At 62.0% G+C, this 20,854-nt stretch carries 20 protein-coding genes; 9 read left to right on the top strand and 11 right to left on the bottom strand.

Features of this window, described 5'->3' with window-relative positions:
- Positions 1–66: 66 nt before the first annotated feature.
- Positions 67–252, top strand: a complete 186-nt coding sequence (locus G365_RS0109470; protein WP_019645284.1) for a hypothetical protein — start codon at positions 67–69, stop codon at positions 250–252.
- Between the two features lie 407 nt (positions 253–659).
- The gene (locus tag G365_RS0109465; protein WP_043741934.1) at positions 660–3,119 is read left to right on the top strand and encodes a sensor domain-containing protein; all 2,460 of its coding nucleotides are present in this window, start codon (positions 660–662) and stop codon (positions 3,117–3,119) included.
- A gap of 2 nt (positions 3,120–3,121) precedes the next feature.
- On the opposite strand, the gene G365_RS0109460 is transcribed toward G365_RS0109465, so the two are convergent.
- From G365_RS0109460 to G365_RS0109450, 3 genes are read right to left on the bottom strand one after another with little or no spacing between them, the layout of a single operon-like run.
- Positions 3,122–3,874 (bottom strand): SDR family NAD(P)-dependent oxidoreductase, encoded by a 753-nt coding sequence (locus G365_RS0109460; RefSeq protein ID WP_019645282.1) that lies wholly within the window; start codon positions 3,872–3,874, stop codon positions 3,122–3,124.
- 12 nt (positions 3,875–3,886) lie between these two features.
- On the bottom strand, positions 3,887–4,258 hold the full coding sequence (locus tag G365_RS0109455) for a HepT-like ribonuclease domain-containing protein (protein ID WP_019645281.1): 372 nt from the start codon (positions 4,256–4,258) through the stop codon (positions 3,887–3,889).
- Positions 4,248–4,631: a nucleotidyltransferase family protein gene (locus tag G365_RS0109450; RefSeq protein WP_019645280.1), complete on the bottom strand. Its 384-nt coding sequence runs from the start codon at positions 4,629–4,631 to the stop codon at positions 4,248–4,250. Before G365_RS0109450 ends, G365_RS0109455 begins: the two co-directional genes overlap by 11 nt.
- Before the next feature lie 203 nt (positions 4,632–4,834).
- On the opposite strand from G365_RS0109450, the gene G365_RS0109445 reads away from it, so the two are divergent.
- The gene (locus G365_RS0109445; protein ID WP_019645279.1) at positions 4,835–5,734 is read left to right on the top strand and encodes a YicC/YloC family endoribonuclease; all 900 of its coding nucleotides are present in this window, start codon (positions 4,835–4,837) and stop codon (positions 5,732–5,734) included.
- Between the two features lie 16 nt (positions 5,735–5,750).
- Positions 5,751–6,395 carry a guanylate kinase gene (gene gmk, locus G365_RS0109440; protein ID WP_019645278.1) on the top strand — a complete coding sequence of 215 codons (645 nt, stop codon included), beginning with the start codon at positions 5,751–5,753 and terminating at the stop codon, positions 6,393–6,395.
- A gap of 58 nt (positions 6,396–6,453) precedes the next feature.
- Here the strand turns inward: gmk and G365_RS0109435 are convergent, their stop codons facing one another.
- From G365_RS0109435 to lptF, 6 genes are all read right to left on the bottom strand, one after another.
- Positions 6,454–7,401 carry a hypothetical protein gene (locus tag G365_RS0109435; protein WP_155976208.1) on the bottom strand — a complete coding sequence of 316 codons (948 nt, stop codon included), beginning with the start codon at positions 7,399–7,401 and terminating at the stop codon, positions 6,454–6,456.
- 279 nt (positions 7,402–7,680) lie between these two features.
- Complete coding sequence (gene rsmA / locus G365_RS0109430; protein ID WP_019645276.1) at positions 7,681–8,556, bottom strand: 16S rRNA (adenine(1518)-N(6)/adenine(1519)-N(6))-dimethyltransferase RsmA; 876 nt, start codon at positions 8,554–8,556, stop codon at positions 7,681–7,683.
- 57 nt (positions 8,557–8,613) lie between these two features.
- Positions 8,614–9,621 (bottom strand): 4-hydroxythreonine-4-phosphate dehydrogenase PdxA, encoded by a 1,008-nt coding sequence (gene pdxA, locus G365_RS0109425; RefSeq protein WP_019645275.1) that lies wholly within the window; start codon positions 9,619–9,621, stop codon positions 8,614–8,616.
- Between the two features lie 6 nt (positions 9,622–9,627).
- Positions 9,628–10,914, bottom strand: coding sequence for a peptidylprolyl isomerase (locus G365_RS0109420; protein ID WP_169545104.1), 1,287 nt, complete (start codon positions 10,912–10,914; stop codon positions 9,628–9,630).
- Between the two features lie 87 nt (positions 10,915–11,001).
- A complete protein-coding gene (locus G365_RS20950) occupies positions 11,002–13,254 on the bottom strand; it encodes an LPS-assembly protein LptD (protein WP_019645273.1) in 2,253 nt (750 codons plus the stop codon).
- Positions 13,254–14,390, bottom strand: a complete 1,137-nt coding sequence (gene lptF / locus G365_RS0109410; RefSeq protein ID WP_245554730.1) for an LPS export ABC transporter permease LptF — start codon at positions 14,388–14,390, stop codon at positions 13,254–13,256. The genes G365_RS20950 and lptF overlap by 1 nt, the downstream gene beginning before the upstream one ends.
- Positions 14,391–14,756: 366 nt before the next feature.
- Between lptF and G365_RS23800 the strand changes: the two genes are divergently transcribed.
- On the top strand, positions 14,757–14,987 hold the full coding sequence (locus G365_RS23800; protein WP_155976207.1) for a hypothetical protein: 231 nt from the start codon (positions 14,757–14,759) through the stop codon (positions 14,985–14,987).
- The gene (locus G365_RS23795) at positions 14,987–15,331 is read left to right on the top strand and encodes a hypothetical protein (RefSeq protein ID WP_155976206.1); all 345 of its coding nucleotides are present in this window, start codon (positions 14,987–14,989) and stop codon (positions 15,329–15,331) included. The genes G365_RS23800 and G365_RS23795 overlap by 1 nt, the downstream gene beginning before the upstream one ends.
- Before the next feature lie 88 nt (positions 15,332–15,419).
- Here the strand turns inward: G365_RS23795 and rpoH are convergent, their stop codons facing one another.
- Together rpoH and G365_RS0109395 are read right to left on the bottom strand one after the other, a co-directional pair.
- Positions 15,420–16,379: an RNA polymerase sigma factor RpoH gene (gene rpoH / locus G365_RS0109400; protein ID WP_019645271.1), complete on the bottom strand. Its 960-nt coding sequence runs from the start codon at positions 16,377–16,379 to the stop codon at positions 15,420–15,422.
- A 117-nt stretch (positions 16,380–16,496) separates the two neighbouring features.
- Positions 16,497–17,012, bottom strand: coding sequence for an Hsp20 family protein (locus G365_RS0109395; protein WP_019645270.1), 516 nt, complete (start codon positions 17,010–17,012; stop codon positions 16,497–16,499).
- A gap of 699 nt (positions 17,013–17,711) precedes the next feature.
- Between G365_RS0109395 and G365_RS0109390 the strand changes: the two genes are divergently transcribed.
- The 3 genes from G365_RS0109390 (at position 17,712) to G365_RS20945 (ending at position 20,853) form a co-directional block, all read left to right on the top strand.
- Positions 17,712–18,419, top strand: coding sequence for a cytochrome b/b6 domain-containing protein (locus tag G365_RS0109390; RefSeq protein WP_019645269.1), 708 nt, complete (start codon positions 17,712–17,714; stop codon positions 18,417–18,419).
- 129 nt (positions 18,420–18,548) lie between these two features.
- On the top strand, positions 18,549–19,598 hold the full coding sequence (locus tag G365_RS0109385) for a GlxA family transcriptional regulator (RefSeq protein WP_019645268.1): 1,050 nt from the start codon (positions 18,549–18,551) through the stop codon (positions 19,596–19,598).
- Positions 19,599–19,668: 70 nt separating this feature from the next.
- Complete coding sequence (locus G365_RS20945; RefSeq protein ID WP_245554729.1) at positions 19,669–20,853, top strand: MFS transporter; 1,185 nt, start codon at positions 19,669–19,671, stop codon at positions 20,851–20,853.
- Position 20,854: the final 1 nt, after the last annotated feature.

Raw genomic sequence — 20,854 nt, 5'->3', positions numbered from 1 at the left:
TGCCGGGGGCTGGGCCGAGGGGGCTGAGCGGCCTGCGGCAGACAGACTTCAAAGGAGAATGTCGTCATGTCGGTTACCGGGAAGACATTTGGAATCGTCCTGATCGGTCTGGTCGGGCTTCTGGTGTATCTGTCGATCTATATCGGCTCTGTTTATGGTGTGGGCATTGCTCATGCCGTTATTTACTTCGGCCTGTTCATGACGGCTGTCATGCTGCTGGTGACCACCGCGCTGGCCAGCGGCCGGGACTGACGGCCTGCCGTCTTTAGCGATCCAGATGATGGGCTGAAAAAAGGCGCCTGCCGGTTGGGAGGCGCCTTTTTGTCTTTCTATCATGCCTTCCGGGATAGCCCGGAGGGGTGCGCGAATGAGAAGTGCGGGATTCTTAGCCGGATGATCACCTAAGGGGTGTTTTGTCTGCGAAGGTGCCGAGAAACTGCTGTTTTGAAATTATTATTATATATCAATAAAATGATGTTGATTTCTTCCGGTTTCGGCGATGACGGAAGATTTAAGACTTAGCTTTGTATAATATACCTATTCTCAGGTGCGATATGCGCTCTTTACGTTGCGTACGGGGAAAGGCTTGCCGTAAACTCTCCTTCTAATACGCATCCCGGAGAGGGTGCGGGCGCAAAGACGCGTGGGGGACAAGTGGGGTGAGCGTTTACGGAGACTCCTCCGGGAGGCTGCTGTCAGACCTCCTGTTGAATGTGCTCCCCGATGGAATGATGATTCTGTCGGGGGCCGTTGTCGTTCAGGCCAATGCGTCCTGCTGCGAGCTGCTCGGCTTTCCCCTGACGGATCTGATTGGGCAGAATGCGGAAAGTCTGTTTGAGGCATTCCCGGATCTGACCGCCGTCGAGGGAGACAGCCTGCCGCCGGAAACCGGCAAAAGTCTGGCCTTGCGGGTGGCCTCCGGCCCCAAGGTGGGGCAAATCCTGTGCCTGTCGCTGCGCCTGCTGGCGGGGGAAGACTGCACCACAAAGCAGGGATGCGGGCAGTATATCGTTTCCCTGCGGGCGGCTTCCTCGCTGACGGCCTATCTGTCGGAGCAGCTGCGGGAGTCTGAGGCCCAGTACCGCAGTATCTTCGAGAATGCGCAGGAAGGGATCTATCAGACCACACCGGACGGGCGCTATCTGCGGGTTAACCCGGCGCTGGCGCGGATCTATGGGTATCCATCGGTCAATGCATTGATGGCGGGGCTGACGGATATTGCCAGCCAGCTCTATGTGGACCCTCACCGCCGCGCGGTTTTTCTCGAGCTGATGGAACGCAACGGGGTCGTCCACAATTTCGAGGCCCAGATTTTCCGCCAGGACGGATCGCAGATCTGGATTACCGAAAATGCCCGCTGTGTCCGCGATTCCAGCGGGCAGATCCGGTATTACGAAGGAACCGTTGAGGATATTTCCGACCGCCGCCGCCGGGAGGAAGAGATCCGCCTTCTGGCCAAGGTGTTTGACAGCACGGCGGAAGGGATTGCCGTACTGGATACCGAAGGGCGGGTCTATGCCGTTAACCCGGCCTTTGCGGCAGTCACCGGGCAGGATGCCGCAGCCCTGACCGGGCAACCGCTGCCGCTGGTCGCCGACGGGCTGCATGAACGCAGTTATCTGACCACGATTCTGGAGCGGGTCAGTCAGTCCGGTACCTATAACGGTGAGATTTTTGCCACCCGCCGCGGGGGTGAGGTGTTTCCGGCAGAGCTTTCAGTGGCCCCGGTCCGCCTGCCGGACGGACAGATCAGCCATTTTGTGCTGCACGTCGCCGATATCACCAGCCGGAAGAGTGACGAGGCCTACGTCCGCTTCCATGCCAATTATGATATGCTGACCCGGTTGCCGAACCGGCGTCTGGTGATCGAGCGTCTGGAGCAGGCCCTGGAAAAATGTCTGGCAGAGGGCCGGAAGGGCTGTGTTCTGTTCCTCGATCTCGACCGTTTCAAGGTTATTAACGATACCTACGGCCACGCTGTCGGGGATGAGCTGCTGCGGATGGTGGCCAAGCGTCTGCGCCATTGCACCAAGCCCGATGATACCATTGGCCGTCTGGGGGGGGATGAGTTTCTGATCCTGATGACGGATGTGGCGCAGGATCAGGACGGCATTGATATGGCCGATAAGGTCCTCTACAGCCTGTCAGAGCCGTTTTCCCTGCTGGGGACAGAGCAGTTCTGTCTGCCGTCGATCGGGATTTCTTACTTCCCTGATCATGGCACCACGGTCAGCGATGTGCTGCGCACGGCTGATATCGCCATGTATCAGTCCAAGAAGAACGCGGTCCGCCGCTACACCATTTATGATCCGTCGCTGTCGCAGGCGACTCCGGAGCTGCTGAGCCTCGAAAACGATCTGCGGCTGGCGGCGGCGCGCGGAGAGCTGGAGCTGTTCTATCAGCCGAAGGTCTGCGCCCATTCAATGGATGTGCAGGGGGCCGAGGCTCTGGTGCGCTGGCGCCATCCGGTGATGGGGATGGTCAGCCCGGCGGAGTTTATACCGATTGCCGAAGAAACCGGCCTGATCGTGCCGATTGGCCGCTGGGTGTTGCGGCGTGCCTGTCTGCAGATGGTCCGCTGGCTGCGCAATGGCATGGATATTCCCAGCGTTTCGGTCAACGTTTCGGTCCGCCAGTTTCAGGATCCGGCTTTTGTGGTCAGTGTGGCGCAGATTCTTGAAGAGACCGATCTGCCGCCGTCACGGCTGGATCTTGAGATCACCGAAAGTGTCATGTCCGGCGATGTGACGCGGGCCGTTGCAATCCTGCATGAGCTGAAAGAGCTGGGGGTCACCCTGTCGATGGATGACTTCGGGACGGGGTATTCTTCGCTCAATTATCTCAAGACCTTCCCGATTGATACCCTGAAGATCGACCAGACCTTTGTGCGTGATGCCGCCCGGAACCCCAAGGATGCGGCCATTGTCACCACGATTGTCACGCTGGCTCAGAATCTGGGCTTCAGCGTGGTCGCGGAAGGGGTGGAGACGCTGGATCATGCCACCCTGCTGCGCGAAATGGGCTGCAATACTTTTCAGGGGTACTGGATTGCCAAGCCGCTGCCCGCCGCTGATTTCAGCGGCTTCTGGAATGACCGGCTGACCCTGAAGGGAAAGTGACCTCAGGTCTCTTTGGCGGGCAGGCGGCGGACCAGACGGTCGCACAGCCAGCCGGGCAGGGCTGACAGCAGCCAGCCCGCAAGTGCCATTTGCCACGGGAAAGCAATGCGTGCCCGGTTGCGGCCCAGCCGCCTGCGGATCAGGGCGGCAGCCTTGTCTGCGGGCATCAGGAAGGGCATCGGAAACGTGTTGCGGTCGGTGATCCGGCTGACGACGAAGCCCGGCAGAATGGTGGACACTCCGATTCCATAGGGGGCAAGGCTGCCACGCAAGGCTTCCCCCCATGCCCTGACGGCGGCTTTGCTGGCGCTGTAGGCAGCGGCCCCCGGCAGGCCACGGTATCCGGCAAGTGACGACACCAGTGCAATCTGGCCGCTGCGCCGCTGTTTCATCCGTTCAATCACGGGCAGAACGGTGTTCACCACCCCAAGAACATTCACCTCGAACACCCGGCGCGGATCGGCGGCGCTTTCGGCAATGCCAGCGTTGGCAATCACCAGATCCAGCGGCTGTAAGTCGTCGGCGGCAGTCAGCAGAACTGCCATAGCGTCGGTATCGGTGACATCGACAATCACGCTTTCCACGATTGCCCCGCGCTGACGGCAGGCCTCGGCGATGGCTTTGCAGCGGATCTGGTTCTGGCCGGTCAGCAGCAGCCGGACCCCCGGTTCGGCATAGGTCAGGGCCAAGGCTTCCCCGATGCCGGACGACGCACCGGTGATACAGATATGGCGGGGGGCGGGCAGGGGGGCCATCGGGATCTCCCGTCAGGGGGCAGCGGGGGGATGCGGATGTTCCGGCCCCAATACAGCCATCAGCAGCGGCTGCAGCGGGGGCAGGTCATTGCGCACCGTGCGGTACAGCAGCGACGCATCGACTGAATGGTATTCATGAATCAGAATGTGGCGAATTTCCGCCAGAGCAGCCCACGGGATCATCGGATGGGCCGCAGTGATATCATCGGGGACCTTATTCGCCGCTTCGCCGATGATTTCCAGATTGCGGGCGACGGCATCAATGGTGCGTGAGTCCGCGATAAAACTCAGTTCGTTCATCCCCTCGGTATAGCGCTGACACCGGCTCAGGGCTTCCAGCATGTCATCAATTCTGACCCGCCAGTCCTTGTCCTTAAAAGACATGAATGGCCTCCTGCAGGATGCGGTCGCGGATCCGGGGCTTGATATTGTCCGGGGTGATCAGGTCGACCGGCCGGTCGAGCAGGCTTTCCAGCCAGCCCTTCAGGGCGACGAATTCCAGCATGCCGTCAGGGCGGCCGGGCAGAAACTCGACCAGCAGATCGACATCGCTCTCGCGGCGGCTTTCATTGTGGGCCACGCTGCCGAACAGGGCGAGAGAGCGGACCCCAAACCTAGCCTGAAACTCCCGCGCATGGTGTCGCAGCTGTTGCAGCACCTCTTCCCGCCGGGCCGGACGGTTGCGGCTGATGCGCTGGGCGTAGTGCTTGACCTGCCCCGCCCGGTCACGGGGAACCAGAACCGTCAGAGAGACCATATCCGGTCTGTCTGGATGCTTATGGTCTGGCCTGCGGGGACCATTGCGGGTCGGTTTGGCGGAATGTCTGGTCATGTCATGAGTTTAGCCGGGATTTCCGGCGGCGGCTCGGCTTTTTTGGTGGACTGGCCTTTGCGGTCGTCCGGCGGTATAACTCGCTCCGGCGACAGAACCACAGCCCCTGTGGACAGGAGACCTGACAGATGAAGACGATTGCCAGCATGACCGGCTTTGCCCGTTCCGGGGGGCAGCGGCCCGAGATGGGCCTGTCGTGGACCTGGGAGGCCCGTAGTGTCAACGGCAAGGGGCTTGATGTCCGTGTCCGCTGGCCGAACGGGTTCGACGCGCTGGAGGCCCCGGCGAAGGAACTGGTCGCCAGACATCTGACCCGTGGCAGTGTGACCGTCAGCCTGCAGACCCGGACCGATGCTGCTGCCGGAGGCGGGCAGGTGCGGATCAATCAGGCCCTGCTGGCCCAGCTGATGGATCTGGCCCGCGATCTGCCGCTGCATGTGCAGCCGCCGAGCTTTGATGGCCTGTTGCAGGTGCGCGGTGTGCTGGAAACCGTCGAGGCGGAGGAGCCTGATGACGAGGCCCGTAAGGCACTGGAAACAGAGATGCTGGCGAGCCTCGATCAGGCGCTGACCGGGCTGAAGGCCGCCCGTCACGAGGAAGGGGCGCGCCTGAACACCATTTTGCGGGCGCATCTGGCGACGATCGCTGATCTGGTCAGCCGTGCCGGGCAGACGGCATCGGCCCGCCCTGACGCGATGCAGGACCGCCTGCGGGCTGCCCTCAGTCAACTTCTTGAGGCGAAGGTGCCAGTCAGTGAAGACCGTCTGGCGCAGGAGCTGGCCCTGATTGCCACCCGGCAGGACGTGCGGGAAGAGCTGGACCGTCTGGTTGCGCATATTGCGCAGGCGATGGAGCTTCTCGATGCCGGTGGGCCGGTGGGGCGGCGGCTCGATTTCCTCTGTCAGGAATTCAACCGCGAGGCCAACACCCTGTGCTCCAAGGCGCAGGACACGGCCCTGACGCGGATCGGGCTGGAGCTGAAGACGGTGATCGATCAACTCCGGGAGCAGGTGCAGAATGTCGAATAAACAAGGGGGACAGGACATGAACGGGCAGGCTGTGCCGGTGCGGAGCCGTGGGGTGATGCTGGTGCTGTCATCGCCGTCGGGGGCTGGTAAGTCGACCATTTCCCGGGCTCTGCTGGAACGGGACCCGCGTTTGTCGATGTCAGTGTCGATGACCACCCGCCCGCCGCGCCCCGGCGAAGTTGATGGCGTTGATTATTTCTTCCGGTCGATCCCCGATGTACAGGCGATGGTCGCGCAGGGCGGCATGCTGGAGCATGCCAAGGTGTTTGACAATTATTACGGTACGCCCCGCCAGCCGGTTGAAGAGGCCCTGCGGGACGGGCGTGACGTTCTGTTTGATATCGACTGGCAGGGGACCCAGCAGCTGGCCCAGAACGCGCGGGAAGATCTCGTCAGCGTCTTTATCCTGCCGCCGTCTCTTGAGGAGCTGGAGCGCCGCCTGCGTGGCCGCGCGCAGGACCCGGAAGAGGTGGTGCGTAAGCGTATGTCGAAGGCCAGCGATGAGATGAGTCACTGGCCGGAATACGACTACGTGGTGGTTAATGTCGATATTGAAGACAGTATTCTGGCGGTGCAGGCAATTCTGCGGGCGGAGCGCCTGAAGCGGACCCGGCAGATGGGGCTGGCGCAGTTCGTTAACGGGATGCGGCAGGATGGTTGAAGGCAGAACGGGGGCGATCCTGTCGCCCCCGTCTGTCTGTCAGGTTTGCCCCGTGCCCTTAGTTCTGTAAGGCAGTGGTATCTGCGGTGGAGCCAAAGCGGTTCAGGTACTGGCGTGCTGCCACCTGCAGCGCTTTCGGGTCGGGATGTTCCGTCCCTTCATGCGACAGGGCCATCACCAGCCGGGCCAGCCGGATGGTTTCATTAGCGGCTGAAGCGCTCCAGCGGGCCGGACCGTCAAGGCGGCTGGCAAGGCTGTTGATAGTGGTTGAGGCTGCGATGATGCGCTTATCGTCCTGCGTCAGCGGCATCACCATGCCATCGCGCGGGGCCAGGGTTGTCTCGCGGATATCCATGACACAGCGGGCCAGATAGAGGCCGAGGCGGCCCATCCGTTCTGCCAGCATCTGGTCGCGGGCAACCTCGATCTGCGCAATCAGGTCATCGGTGCTGATGCCGTCAACCGCTTTGGCTTTGACCGGATTGGGCACATCGAACAACGGCTCCGGCTGATCCCCGGGGCGTGGGGTGCGGCGACGGTCCGGACCGACATAGGCGGATGTGATAACGAATTTTTTCCGTTTTAAGGCCAGATGGACCAGCCGTTCCCGCACATAATGCTGGGGCCAGTGGTAGGGCAGGATATCATCCGCCCCGGCATCGACCATGGTCTCAAGAACCGGCGACTGCGGATAGCGTGTGACGACGTCCAGCGCCAGAAACGGATTGCTGCCGACATCCCCGGTACGGATGGCGCGGAACAGCTCAGCAATCTGCGGCAGTGTTGCCGGGCTGACCAGTGCATACAGCACATCCGGGTGGCCTGTTGACAGGATTGTCTGCAGATGGGCCCAGCTTTGCGGCTTTATCGGGGCGGTCACCCCTTCCGCAGTCAGGGATGCCATCAGGGCTTCCTCCACCAGCGGATCCGGACACCAGACGCAGACCGTCAGCAACGACAGGTCGGCGGCTTCTACTGTTTCAGTCGACTGAACCGACGGCATCATCGTGCTCCTCGAATGCCATCAACGCTATCGGCGGCAGACCCTTCTGTTCCTTATGGGGAAAAAGTGTCCGCAATCCACACTGCGGACGCAGATCAGATCCTGCCCGCCTGATCCCTCCCCGGATCTTCTTTATGTGTACACCAGGCAGCGTAATGTTGCAGCGCTTTGCGAGCGGTTATCCCCAAAAAAACCGCTTTACCCTATAGATTTTATAAGAACTTCATCAAATTTTATGAAGGCATCCATGGGGGCCGCTGGTAATGGCCCGAAAAGGCACTCTCAGGTCCCGGGGGCGTTGCACAGGCGGGCAAGGGTGCAGAACTGCTCGACGCTCAGTTCTTCCGCCCGTGCTGTCGGCGGAATGTCGGCAGCAGCGCACAGGGCTTCAGCATCCATGCCGTCGGGCAGCATGCGGCCCAGCCCTTTCAGGCTGGCCCGCAGCATTTTGCGCCGCTGGTTGAAGGCTGCGGCCGTCACGGCTTCCAGCGCTTTGAAGTCGCAGGGGGCCAGGGGGGCAGGGCGGGGCGTCAGCCGCACCACCGTCGATGTCACTTTCGGCGGGGGAACAAAGGCCCGGGGATTGACGTCAAACAGCGGCTCCACCGTACACAGCCACTGGGTGATGACGGACAGTCTGCCGTAGTCTTTGGTGCGGGGTGCCGCCGCCAGACGGTCTACGACTTCTTTCTGGAGCATGACCACAATACAGGCGAAGCTGTTGATGGAGGCCAGCCAGCGCAGGATCAGCGGGGTGGCGACATTATAAGGCAGGTTGGCGACAATCCGGCGCGGGGCCTCACCCAGCGTGGTCAGATCGATTTCCAGAGCATCGGCCTGCACGACGGTCAGCCGGTCCGGATAGGCGGCGGCGATTTCGGCCTGAATCGGCAGCATGCGCGGATCACGCTCAATCGCGATCACCTGCCGGGCCCCTTCTTCCAGCAGGGCCCGTGTCAGTCCACCCGGGCCGGGCCCGATCTCAAAGGTCGTGCCGGTTCCCAGATCCCCGCCGCCACGGGCAATCCGGCCGGTCAGGTTCAGGTCAAACAGAAAGTTTTGCCCAAGGCTCTTCTTCGCCTGCAGATCATGCTGAGCGATCACCTCGCGCAGCGGCGGCAGGGGATGGACCGGGTGATCCGGGAAAGCGGAGGGCATGGGCAGTTCTTTCGGCAGGGTGATGATCGGGGGGGGAGGGATACGGGGGCGGTCGGTTCAGCAACGATGGCTGGCCATGGCCGCCGCCAGCGTCAGGGCTGCAAAAAAGCTGGATGGGTTGGCAGACCCCGTTCCGGCCAGAGCATAGGCCGTGCCATGATCCGGCGAGGTGCGGATGAAGGGCAGGCCAAGGGTGACGTTGACGCCCCCATGGAAATCCAGCGTTTTGATCGGAATCAGGGCCTGATCGTGATACATGCACAGGGCCGCATCATAGGTTGCCCTGGCCTCGGCATGAAACATCGTGTCGGCAGGCAGCGGGCCGATGGCTTTGATCCCCATCGCCTGCAGCCGGGCAACTGCCGGGGCGACAATCGCCTGATCCTCGTGTCCCATCGCCCCGTTTTCGCCGGCATGGGGGTTTAGCCCGGCAACGCCAAGCCGGGGCGCGGGGATGCCGAACTGATGGCGCAGGGCTTCCGCAGTGATCTGGCCACGGGCAACGATCAGATCCGTTGTCAGACTGTCGGGCACGCTGCGCAGGGATTGATGAATGGTCACCGGAACCACCCGCAGGGCCGGGCAGGCCAGCATCATCACCGGCAGCGGATCCGGTTCGCCGGGGGCAGCCGCCAGATGGGCCAGATATTCGGTATGGCCGGGGAAGCTGAAGCCGCCGTCCTGCAGGACCTTTTTATTGATGGGTTGCGTCACCACCGCACCGGCGGCTCCGCTGCGGCTGAAGGCGACAGCCTGTTGAATGGAAGACAGGACTGCCGCTGTGTGTCCGGGGGCGGGATTACCCGGCCGGGCTGGCGTCGGCAGGTGCACCGGCAGCACCGGCAGGGCGGTCGGGAAAACGGCTGGTGCCTGTTCCGGGCTGCTGACCTCAATCACCGGCACCGCAACGCCCAGCCGTGTAGCAAGGGATCGCAGACGGTCAGGATCGTCCAGCGCGACAAAGGCGGGCAGGGCGGCAGTGGTCCGCTGCTGCCACGCCATCAGGGTCAGATCACCCCCGACCCCGGCCGGGTCGCCCATAGTGACGGCAAGCGGAGCAGTCATGGCCGGTCAGATCCGGATATCGATCAGGGCTTTACGGCGCAGATCCCGCAGGGTCCGCTGTGCCAGCCGTTCCAGCTTTTCGGCTTCCAGTTTCCGTTCGATGTCCTCACGGCTGGGCATGCCATCGGCATCCTTCCGTTCGCAGACCATCGCCACCACGGTCCCGGAAGGCAGCTCAATCGGAGCACTGAGTGTATTTTCCTTCAGGGTGGCAACCACCGATCCGACGGCAGGGGGCAGATCTGCGGGCTTCATGGTCCCGATACTGCCGGAGTTTGGCAGGCGGACCTGATCGGCCAGCCGGTCGACATCCTCGCAGCCTTTGGCGGTTTCAGCGAGGGTGGCGATGATGTCGTCGCGGCTTTCTGCCGGGATCGCCGCACCACCCTTCGAGGGGAAAAACAGCTGGCTCAGCCGGACCGGGGTGGCTTCCGGCGGCAGGCGCTTGGTTTCCCGCACATCACGCAGAACAATCAGATGCAGACTGCCACCGCTGACCACCGGGCCAGCCATCATCCCGGGTTTCAGGGTGCTGACGGCCTCTTCCAGTTCCGGATCAAGCTGTCCTTCCGTGACCCAGCCCAGATCGCCGCCGACGGCAGCGGTCGATGAGCCGGAGAACTGGCGGGCCAGTGCTGAAAACGCCGCACCCTGCTTCAGCTGCTCGCCAAGGCGGTCTGCAAGGGCCCGGGCCTGCTGTTCTTCAGCCTCATCATTGAAAGGCAGAACAATTTCACCCAGCAGGCGCTGGGGTTTGCCAAGATTTTCCCGCAGGGTGGAAAGGACGGCTGCGACTTCCTCCTGCTCGACGGAGACCTGACGGCGCAGCGAATTCTGGACCACTTTTGCCCAGGCAATGTCAGACCGCAGCTGTTTGTCCAGCGATGCCGGGTCAACGCCTTTCTGACGCATGCTGGCGGCCAGAGACCCCGGAGGCATACGGTTGTTGGTCTCAATCTGGCGGCGTGCTGAGTCCAGATCCGCTTCGGTGATGGCGATGTTGAGCCTCTTGGCTTCCTGCAGCTTCAGCCGCTCTTCGATCAGAATTTGCAGGACACGCGGCATCAGACGCCGACGGGTGTCGGGAGAGTCGGGCAGGCTGGACGTGCCGATCAGCATATTCATGCGGTCTTCGACATCCCGCACGGTGACTGCATCATCGTTGACGACGGCGGCAATCCGCTGCACCTGCATCTGCTGGGCCTGCGCCACCGGCGACAGCGTGCCGTAGACCGGCAGAGCCAGTGCGGTCAGCCCGACAGACAGCAGGGCAGACCGCGTGGTGGCCTTCAACCGGTCTGCACCGCGATGGCGGGGAAAGAGGCGCTTGCACTGCATTGTGTCTGGTCCCTTATCTGGCAGCCTAATCATCAGGTGCTGTTAAAATCCAAGCCCGCTTGATGATGTCGAAAAGTCACCCAGTGTCTTGAAGGCAAAGCGCAGGCCGACACTAAAGCTGCCATCATAGTCAACATCATAGGTATAACTGCGGTTGACAGACAGAGCGAGCCCGAAGCATTCGTCTTCATAGGCAAGAGTTCCGCCGACTTCGAGCGGGCCGCCGTTATCCGCCAGATCATAGCGAAGGCCAACCTGACTGAGCCAATATTGACTGAACTGTGATTGCACGGTGACCGACGCTTCCTGACGCTTCTGTAGGATAGCGGAGGAATCTTCTGCCCGGTCGAGCTGGGCGTAGGCGGTATAGAGGCTGAGGGCCCGCGGACCGACCCGCACGGCTGCTTCACTGCGGTGCAGATCAAGGGTTTCGCCGTCTGCACGGAAGCGATAGATCAGATCCAGATTTGATGACGGTCGAAGCACCATGCGGCCGACAACGTCTGACAGGTCTTTATCAAGCCCTGAGTTGACCGGAAAAGCGGAGTGACCGGTACCGCTAAGACGGTAAGATTGACCGACCAAGGCGTTGATCGCTCCGACCCGGGCATGGGACGCAGTGTATTCCATGCCGTAACTGACCCGAGTGCCCGACTCAATACGATCCCGTCCGCCGAAACGGTTGGGGGAAAACAGATTTGTATCGTCAAATTCAACAGCATAGCTGTCTTCATTCGGGATTTCAGAGGGATTTGTTGAGCCCTGTGTGCTGACGCCCTGTACAATCGGGCGGATGACCTCTGTCCACTGTCCGTTTCGGCGTTCGAGCGGCAGGCTCCAGGTCAGGGCCGCCAGAGGTGTAACCCTGCCCTTGGCCCCGGTGTAATATTCACCACTGCCGGTCATCACATCTTCGACGTGATAGGCATCGCCGCTCATGCCGACATCAAGGCGGTACACGTCGCCGATCGGCCCGATGTAGGGCAGATGCCAGCCATATTCAGCGCTGACGCGACGGCTGCTTGTCCCGCTCATCCGGGTGACGGCCGCCGATGTTATATCGACGGTCGTATAGGCTCCGCGGGTACCGGGTTCGCTGGAATAGTTCCAGCTGGCAACCGGGGCTGCAATCGGCAGGTCGCCCCGGGTGGTGGCCAGTGAACTGAGATTCTGAAAATACAGGGCCTCGGCAGAGGCGTAAGAACGCCGGCTGAAGCCCTCGATATAGCCGCGACTGGTCAGATAGCTTTGATTGCCAAAGCGGTAACGTCGCATATAGGTGCGGTCTGAGGTGAGGTTGACATCGGCGCCGACTCGATAAGCATTATCCAGATTCGCAACGGCTTTGCCTTTGAAGTGATTGCGGATCTGGTCGTCTTTATCCTGTGTGACAGACCCGGACATTGCCAGTGAGGCTTTCCGGCTGACCCCACGGTATTCACCGCTCAGTACCGGATTTTCATTGGTACTGGGCATGATTGCCAGCGTGGCATCCTGCTGGTCATCAATCACGAAGAAGTAGGGGATGTTGACGCCGACCCCTAACTGATTATTGACCCGGTAAGACGGTGGCAGAAAACCGGAGCGCCGCTTAACGCTGGGGTCTGGGTGAGACATGTACGGGGTGTAGGCCACCGGCATCCCGAACAGTTCAAACCACATGTCGTTATAGGTGATATCTCCTGCCTTCTGGTCATGGACCACCCGTTTGGATTTGATCTGCCAGATGCGGGTATCGCTGCCCGGGGTGTCGGAGCAGACATCGCAGGGAGAATAGATGGCATTTTCCATCTCGGTGATGGCGTTACCACTGGCATCGGTCTTCCGGGTGGCGGTCCTGGCTGCTGCCCGCGACCCGTCAGTCAGCAGGAACTTGACTTCCCGGACGAAACCTTCCTTGAGGTCCCCGCTCAGCTCGGCAAAGTCGGCAAAGGTGGTGGTGCCGTCAAGTTCGGTGATGATGACGTTGCCGGTGGCACTGGCCCGGTCGGCGGTTACCTGATAGTTGACCGTGTCTGCCAGCAGGATCCGCCCCTGATACTGCACTTCGACCTTGCCGCGTGCGGTAACGGTATCAAGGTTCTTGTCGTGGGACAGTTCGTCGGCGGTGATGACCGCCCGGCCTTCGGTGGACGGCTCGTCAGCTGTGCCTGCCCCAGAGGGCGCCCCGGTCTGAGCGGCAGGCTGGGTGGCAGCCCCGGCAGGAAAGGCAACGGTTGCCAGACAGCTGGCAAGGAAGGAGGCATAGGCCAGAGATGCGGGAGAAAACGGGATCAGGCGGCGTGTCCGGCGCATCAGCTGGGCTCCTGAGGGGTCGGGCGTCTTGGCCGCATCAAAAGAGAAGAAAAGAAATCCGGTTTCAACAGGGCAAAAAATGCCACCGGAATAGGTAACAGGACAACGGCATAAATCAGCGGCACCATCGTTTCGGATTTTGCTGCGAGATTCCCGGCACTGACGATCAGGGCCTGAATCACAACCATGGCTGAGACTGCCAGAATGAGCCGGGGCCCGTTACCGCGACGGTTGAACGATCCCCCCAGCAGAATGGCAAGGGCCAGTAAGGTATACGCAACGGCGCTGATCGGGTTTGCGATCCGTTGGTGGGCCTCTGACCGGAAGCGCAGGATCTGGGTTTCTCCGATGGCGCCGTTGTCATCACCGACCTTGGCTGAAAAAAGCTCCGTCAGAGAGCGTTCCGGCGCTTCAGCTACCCGGGTTCCGCCTGTTCCTTCGTCTTTGCTTATGTCCATTGTGTACGTCTGAAAGTGCAGCAGGGACATAATTCCGGTGCCGCGTTCGACTTCCTGGCGGTTGCCGTTGACAAGAACGACCCGGGGGCCGTTGGGGCCATCCACCAGAGCTCCACGTTCTGCCATCATGGTTGAGACCACTTTTTCCCGCCGTTCGTCATGCAGCATGATGTTCAGAAGCTCACCGTCAGGGGTGCGGGAGCGCACATAAAGAGTCAGGCCCCGTCCCATCTGGGTGAACGTGCCTTCCTGAATCAGCAGACGGGACATGTCATGCCGGAACGACCACTGCATGTCCTTGAAGGCCCGGGCTGACAGTGGCCCCAGATATAAGGTGATGCTGTAGACGACTGCCGTGACCGCCAGTGCCAGCAGCAGTGCGGCCCGCGACAGGGCGACCGGCCCTATCCCGGCAGCCCTTAGGACCACCAGCTCCCTGTCCACGGAAAGGCGGTTGTATGTGAACAGGACCACCCCGAAGAGGGCAATCGGCAGCACGACCACCAGAAAGTTCGGCAGCAGCAGACCGGTCAGGGCCAGGAAGTTGCCCACTGACAGGCCTTGCGTCACGATCATCTCGACGAAGCGCAAAGACTGTGTCAGCCACAGAATGCACAAAAGGCCGGCAGTGACCAGCACGGTCCCGGCAATAAGATGACGTAAGAGATAACGGGTCATTTTCAGCATTGCGGGCGCAGTATAGTGCGGGGCAAGGTCCGGAAACCAGCAGGAATTCTCACTTGATACGCTTTCGTGGTATCTTTGTCGTAAGGGGCAGTGATTGATCGGGAAACCTGACCTGTGGCGCGGTTTTCCGCCTGCAGCGGGTCAACCGCCGGAGGGGCGCAGGGAGAGACAGAATGTCTACGTTTCATGCATCAGGCCACGGGCCTGTCCCGACTGGGACACCGGTTCATCACAGTCAGCCCGATGCCATTTCTCATCCTGTCAGGCCGGATGCCGCCGGCCCTGAAGGTAAGGCACCGGCCCTGCCGCCGGGGGCTCTTCCCCCCGACTGGAACCCCTATACCGGACCATATCATCATGATGATGCGAAACCCGGTGCGCGGCCCCCGGCTGGCGATGGGCCGTTGCGGCATGACGGATCAGGATTCGGGACCGCGGGGCGTGCTGACGGCGGCGGACATGCCGGGGGCTCTGCCGGGCACCATGGCGGCCCCGCTGCCACCCGCAGGCCGGGGCTGCGCCACCGGGTCCGGCGGCGGCTGCACCCGTTCCGTTCGGCAATCAAAGGATTTGCCGCCGGTCTGTTGATGGGACTGATTTTTCTGGGTGGTGCGTGGATGACCGGTCTGCTGGATCCAGCTCCGGTCTGGCAGGCCCTGCGGAGCGAGGCAGATCCGGCAGCCGGAATCGAGGATGATATTGGCCGCGAGGTGATCACCGCCTGTGCCGCCACGTTCACCCGCACGGATTGTCGCTGTTTCTGGGGACAGACCCGGCCAGTCTGGACGAAAGGCAATATTAACGAGGTCATGCAAGCCCTGACAGAACGGAACCGTTACGCCGGACAGCTGACCCGGATGAAGCTGGACCGTCTGATTGGGGAAGATGCCAACCGGCAGGTGATGCAGGCCCTGATCCAATGTCTGCAATAGGGGCAAGGCCGACCGGCGTGCAATGCAACAGGCCGCACCGGGGGAAACCGGCTGCGGCCTGTTCAGGGAATTTAATATTCAGTCAGGATCAGCCGTAGGCCGGGGTCATGTTGGTGCTGGCAAACGCGGACTGAAGCGGCTTGCGGAAGGTATCCAGTGCCCGGCGGATTCCCTGCTTCTCGCGGTTCACCAGTTCACGGATTTTGCCTTCCAGCTTTTCCATGGCGCGGACTTCGATCTGCCGGACCCGCTCACGGGACAGACCGTAATGTTCGCCCAGACTTTCCAGCGTTGCCGGGTCATCCTGCAGACGCCGGGCGGTGATGATCTGCTTCTCGCGGTCGTTCAGCACTTCCATCGCGGTATGGACCAACGTATGCGACCGGCTGCGTTCCTGCAGGGAGACGAACGTTTCTTCCTGATTCGGGCTGTCATCCATCAGCAGGTCGATCCGTTCACTGTCGCCATCTTCGCCGATCAGGGCGTTGAGGGAGCTGTCGCGGCCACTGAGGCGGGCGTCCATTGCCAGCACATCATCTTTCCGCACATCAAGGATGGCGGCGATGCGGCTGGCCTGCTCATCTCTCAGCGGACCGTCCTCATAGGCACCGAGCTGGGCTTTCAGCTTGCGCAGGTTATAGAAAATCCGTTTCTGGGTGGAGACGGTGCCGATCTTCACCAGCGACCACGAATTGAGGATGTATTCATTGATCGAGGCCCGGATCCACCACATGGCATAGGTCGCCAGACGGAAGCCGCGGCTGGGCTCAAACTTCTGAACAGCCTTGATCAGGCCAAGATTACCTTCGGCGATGATGTCGGCCATCGGCAGACCATAACGGCGGTACTGCATCGCCATTTTGACCACCAGACGCAGATGGCTGGTGATCAGGCGGTTTGCCAGATGTTCATCCTTGGTCTCAGCGTATCGGGTGGCCAGATCCATTTCCTCTTCCGGGGTCAGCAGAGGGTAGCTGCGGATCCGGGCCATGTAGCCGGGCAGATTGCCATCCTGAGAAAAGGCGGGAAGGGCGGAGATAAAGCTCATCGGGGCACCCTGTAAACCGGAGAGAAGGGGGAGAACAGCCGGGGAGTCAGGCTGCCGGTTTTGACGGTGTCATTCCGGGGCGACGGCCAGCGTGCCCCGGAGCGACGGGTGGAAAGGTCAGGCCGCGTGGGGCAGCGCCGGGGCGCTGACGGTGCGGGCGATCGGGATGTGGCGCGGCTTGGCCGCTTCCGGCACCTCACGCAGCAGGGTGACGGTCAGCAGACCGTTTTCAAGTGCAGCCCCGGTGACACGCATGTGGTCCGCCAGCTGGAAGCGCCGGACAAAGTCGCGTTCGGCGATGCCTCGGTGCAGAACCTGACGGGCGGGACGGGCAGGGGCAGCAGACTCCGCCGCCGGGCTTTCTGGGGAGTCAGCCTGAGCGGTTTCGGCGGTCTTGCGGCTGCCGCGCACGGTCAGCATTTCGCCGGTGATTTCAATGTCGAGGTCGCTTTCGGCAAACCCGGCCACGGCCAGAGTGATTGCGTAAGCGTCTTCGCCATGCTTTTCAATATTGTACGGGGGGTAAGCCGTGGACTGCTCACCGGCCTGTTGCAGGGCGGTTTCCGCCAGACGGGCCAGCCGGTCAAAACCGACGCCAGCACGGAACAGCGGAGCAAAATCGAACTGAGACATGATACATCCTCCGAAAAGCGATGTCAGAGCCAGACCTGCCCAATCATCGGGGCCAGGGCGGCAGGGTTTATGATCACAGTCTCCGGGGGTCTGTCCGATCATCGGCACATCAGCCCGAAAACAACGAAACCCGTCTGAAGGTCAGACGGGTGGCAACGCAATCGGTGGATGTCTGGGCAGATATGGATTTTCAGGGGCCGGAACACACTGTTTCGGCGTCAGGTCCTGTACCCGTCCGGCTTTATATAACAGTCTTCCTTGACGGAATGCCTGCCGGAACGGAAAATCCACACCCATGGTCCTCCGGTTGAGCTACCACGGTAACAGCGGTCTGTACGGGTCTGCACCCGGTCAGGCCGGTCCTCTGGTCCCGTCCGGAAGGGTCGGCCCAGTTCTCTGGCGCGCAACCTGTTCTTCCCGGTGCGGGAGCGAACCCACATCTGCGGCGTTCACGGGTAAAAGTATGGGGAGGGGGTGCGCCATCGTCAAGGGGGTGGACCGGGCATGGAACGAAAGAGGCACGGAATGCGGTTACCAGCCGGTAACCATGACTTTACCCCGCGACATGCTGCGCTGCGGCAATTTAAGGTTCCGTTCAGGCAGGTGCCGCCATACCCTTACCGGAGTGACATTGCGTGCGGGCGCAGAGGCTGACCGCTGGACAGGCCGCTGTCTGTGAAAAGCAGGAGGAGCAGGAAAATGGTGAAGGTGTGGGATCTGCCGACTCGGCTGTTTCACTGGATTTTGGTGTTGCTGTTTGCCGTACTGTGGCTGTCGGGCACAGTCGGGGGGATTGATCTGCCGCTGCCGGGCGGCAAGACCATCATGAACACCGATCTGCACATGCTGCTGGGGCAGGTGGTGCTGGCGATGGTGCTCTATCGCGTCCTGTGGGGACTGCTGGGGTCTTCGACCGCCCGTTTTTCATCATTCGTGCGGGGGCCGGCGGCTGTGATTGCTTATCTGAAGGCGGTCCGGTCCGGTCAGCACCCGCTGTTTGCCGGGCATAATCCGGCCGGGGCGCTGATGATTCTGGCGGTGTTGAGTCTGCTGCTGTTGCAGGCGGGCACCGGTCTGTTTTCTAATGACGATATTCTGTCGGAAGGTCCGCTGGCGGCCACTGTCGGTAAGGATCTGTCCGATACTCTCACCGGGTTTCACGGTCTGATCGCCGATGGCCTGATCGCGTTGGTGATCGTGCATGTCTGCGCCGTGGTCGTCTATCGCCTGAAGGGGGAGAATCTGGTGAAGCCGATGGTCACCGGCTACAAAGACCGCGCCAGCCTGCCGCCGGGGGAACCGGCACCGCGGATGGTGTCGCCGCTGCTGGCGCTGGTTCTGCTGGCGGTATCGGTGGGGGCTGTGTTCTGGGGGGTGCCGCTGCTGGCGGCGCACTTCGGCGGCTGACCGCTGTGATCTGATGACGTTTTGGCAAAATAGGCGGGGTGCCTGTCATTGATGACAGGGGTCTTCCCGCCGATACTGACGGCTCCCGGATCTGTTGTCCGGGGGCCGTTTCTGTCTGCGGAGCCTGCGATGACCCTGCCATCTCCTGTTCCCCGCCGGATTGCCTGCTTCCTGTTTCCGCAGGTGATGATGCTGGATGTAACCGGCCCGATGCAGGTTTTTGCCAGTGCCAATGAAGTTCTGGCCCGTCAGGGCATGCCGCCGTTGTACCGGCTGGAGACGGTCGGCCCGCAGGCGGGGGTGGTTGAGACATCCTCGGGGCTGCGGATGGTGGCGGATCATGCCATGGCCGACTGGGATGCCACCGGTGTTGATACCCTTCTGATCGCCGGGGGCAACGGGGTTGATGCCCTGCGACGGGACCCGGCCTGTCTGGACTGGCTGCGCCGGGTGGAACCGCAGGTACGGCGGCTGGGGTCGGTCTGTTCCGGGGCGTTGCTGCTGGCCGAGGCCGGGTTGCTGACCGGGAGGGCAGTGACCACCCACTGGTGCCGGGGCGACGACATTGCGGCCTATCCGGGGCTGGCCCTCGATATCTGTCGCTTACATACCTATGCCCCCGATGGCCGCGATGGTGACCCGCATGTGTTTACGTCTGCCGGGGTGACGGCGGGGATTGATCTGGCAATGGCTCTGGTGGAGGCGGACGCCGGGCCGGTGGTGGCATTGGCCGTCGCCCGCTATCTGGTGCTGTTTTTGCGCCGTCCGGGAGATCAGGCTCAGTTTTCTGCCCATCTCGGTCCGTCGGCCCGCCCTGCGGATGCCGACGCCCGGCTGCTGGCCCTGCTGGATTGGCTGCCTGCGAATCTGTCGTCGGACCTGACGGTTGAAGCGCTGGCCGGGCGCTGTGGGCTGGCACCCCGCACGTTTATCCGCCGTTTTGTACAGGCCACCGGCCAGCCGCCGGGCCGCTATGTGGAAAGTCTGCGGCTGGAAGCGGCACGGGGATTGCTGCATACTGGATCCATTCCGGTGGCGGAGGTGGCGCGGCGGTGTGGCTATGACCACCCCGAGGCGCTGCGCCGGGCCTTTCAGAAAACCCTCAGACTCAGCCCGGCTGACTATGCCCGCCGCTTCGGCGGCGGGACGGTGACGGCGGGCACCGGTGCCCCGTCCTGATTTCCTTTTCCTGTGTCCGTTTTCCCCCTGTCCGCTTCCCCCCTGTCTGCCCCTCCTGCTGAAAGTGCTGATGATGCTTCTGCTGTCCAACCCCACCATCCGCCTGCTGTTTGTGGCGCAGGTGCTGTATATGAGCTGTATCATCATCGGCTTTACGCTGCTGTCGCTGATCGGGTTGCAGCTGTCACCGTTTGCCGGGGCGGCAACGGCACCGCTGGCCCTGATGCTGCTGGCCACATTGCTGGTGGTGCAGCCGTTGTCGCGGTTCATGCAGGGGCGTGGGCGGCGGGCCGGGCTGCTGGCCGGGGCGGTCAGCGGCACAGTCGGGTCTCTGGTGATCTTCGCCGGGGTTATGCTGGCGTCGTTCTGGCTGGTCTGTCTGGGGTCTGCCCTGATCGGACCCTTTGCGGCGTCGTCCAATTTTTTCCGCTTTACGGCACAGGATGCGGTTGGACTTGGGGACAAGGGTAAGGCTGCCTCTTACGTTCTGGGCGGCGGCGTGGTGGCGGCCCTGATCGGACCGTCTCTTGGACTGTGGAGCCGTAACACTCTGCCGGTGCCCTTCGCCGGATCCTTCCTGATGATGGCTTTTCTGGCCTTTCTGGTGCTGGCCGCCCTGCTGTGGCTGAAGACTCCGGCTTCGGCGGTGGCGGCGACCCGGCAGCCGGGGCTGACCGGCACCCTGCTGAAGCGGCCGCTGGTGCGTGCAGCGATGGCGATCACCGCCGCCGGGCACGGCATCATGGTGTTGGTGATGAACGCCACACCGCTGGCGATGCAGTTCTGCTCTTTTGGGGTCGATGACACGGCCACGGTGATCCAGTGGCATGTGCTGGGCATGTTTTTGCCGGGGTTTCTGTCCGGGCCGCTGGTGGACCGTTTCGGCAGCCGCCGGGTGGCACTGGCCGGGGTTGCGCTGCTGCTGATCAGCATGGGGCTGGCGCTGTCCGGGGTCGGGTTTATCAACTTCCTGACCGCCTCGGTGCTGCTGGGGGCGGGCTGGAACCTGATGATGGTCGCCGGAACCACCCTGCTGGGCGAAGCCCATGCCCCGGAAGAGCGTGGGGCGGCGCAGGGATTGATGGAACTGGGGAATGGCTCGGTCGGCGCTTTTGGGGCACTGGCCTCCGGGGCCTTGCTGACCGGCACCGGCTGGGGGGCGGTCAATCTGGGCATTGTGCCGGTACTGGCAGTGTCCCTGCTGATTCTCGCGTCGGCCTCGCTGCCGAAGGTGCGGAATGCCGAGGAAGGGTAAG

Origin of the sequence: Novispirillum itersonii subsp. itersonii ATCC 12639 (assembly GCF_000381985.1) — a bacterium.
Lineage (GTDB): Bacteria > Pseudomonadota > Alphaproteobacteria > Rhodospirillales > Rhodospirillaceae > Novispirillum > Novispirillum itersonii.
The sequence above is the reverse complement of the archived record's forward strand: the minus strand, read 5'-3'. Positions and strand labels throughout refer to the sequence as shown.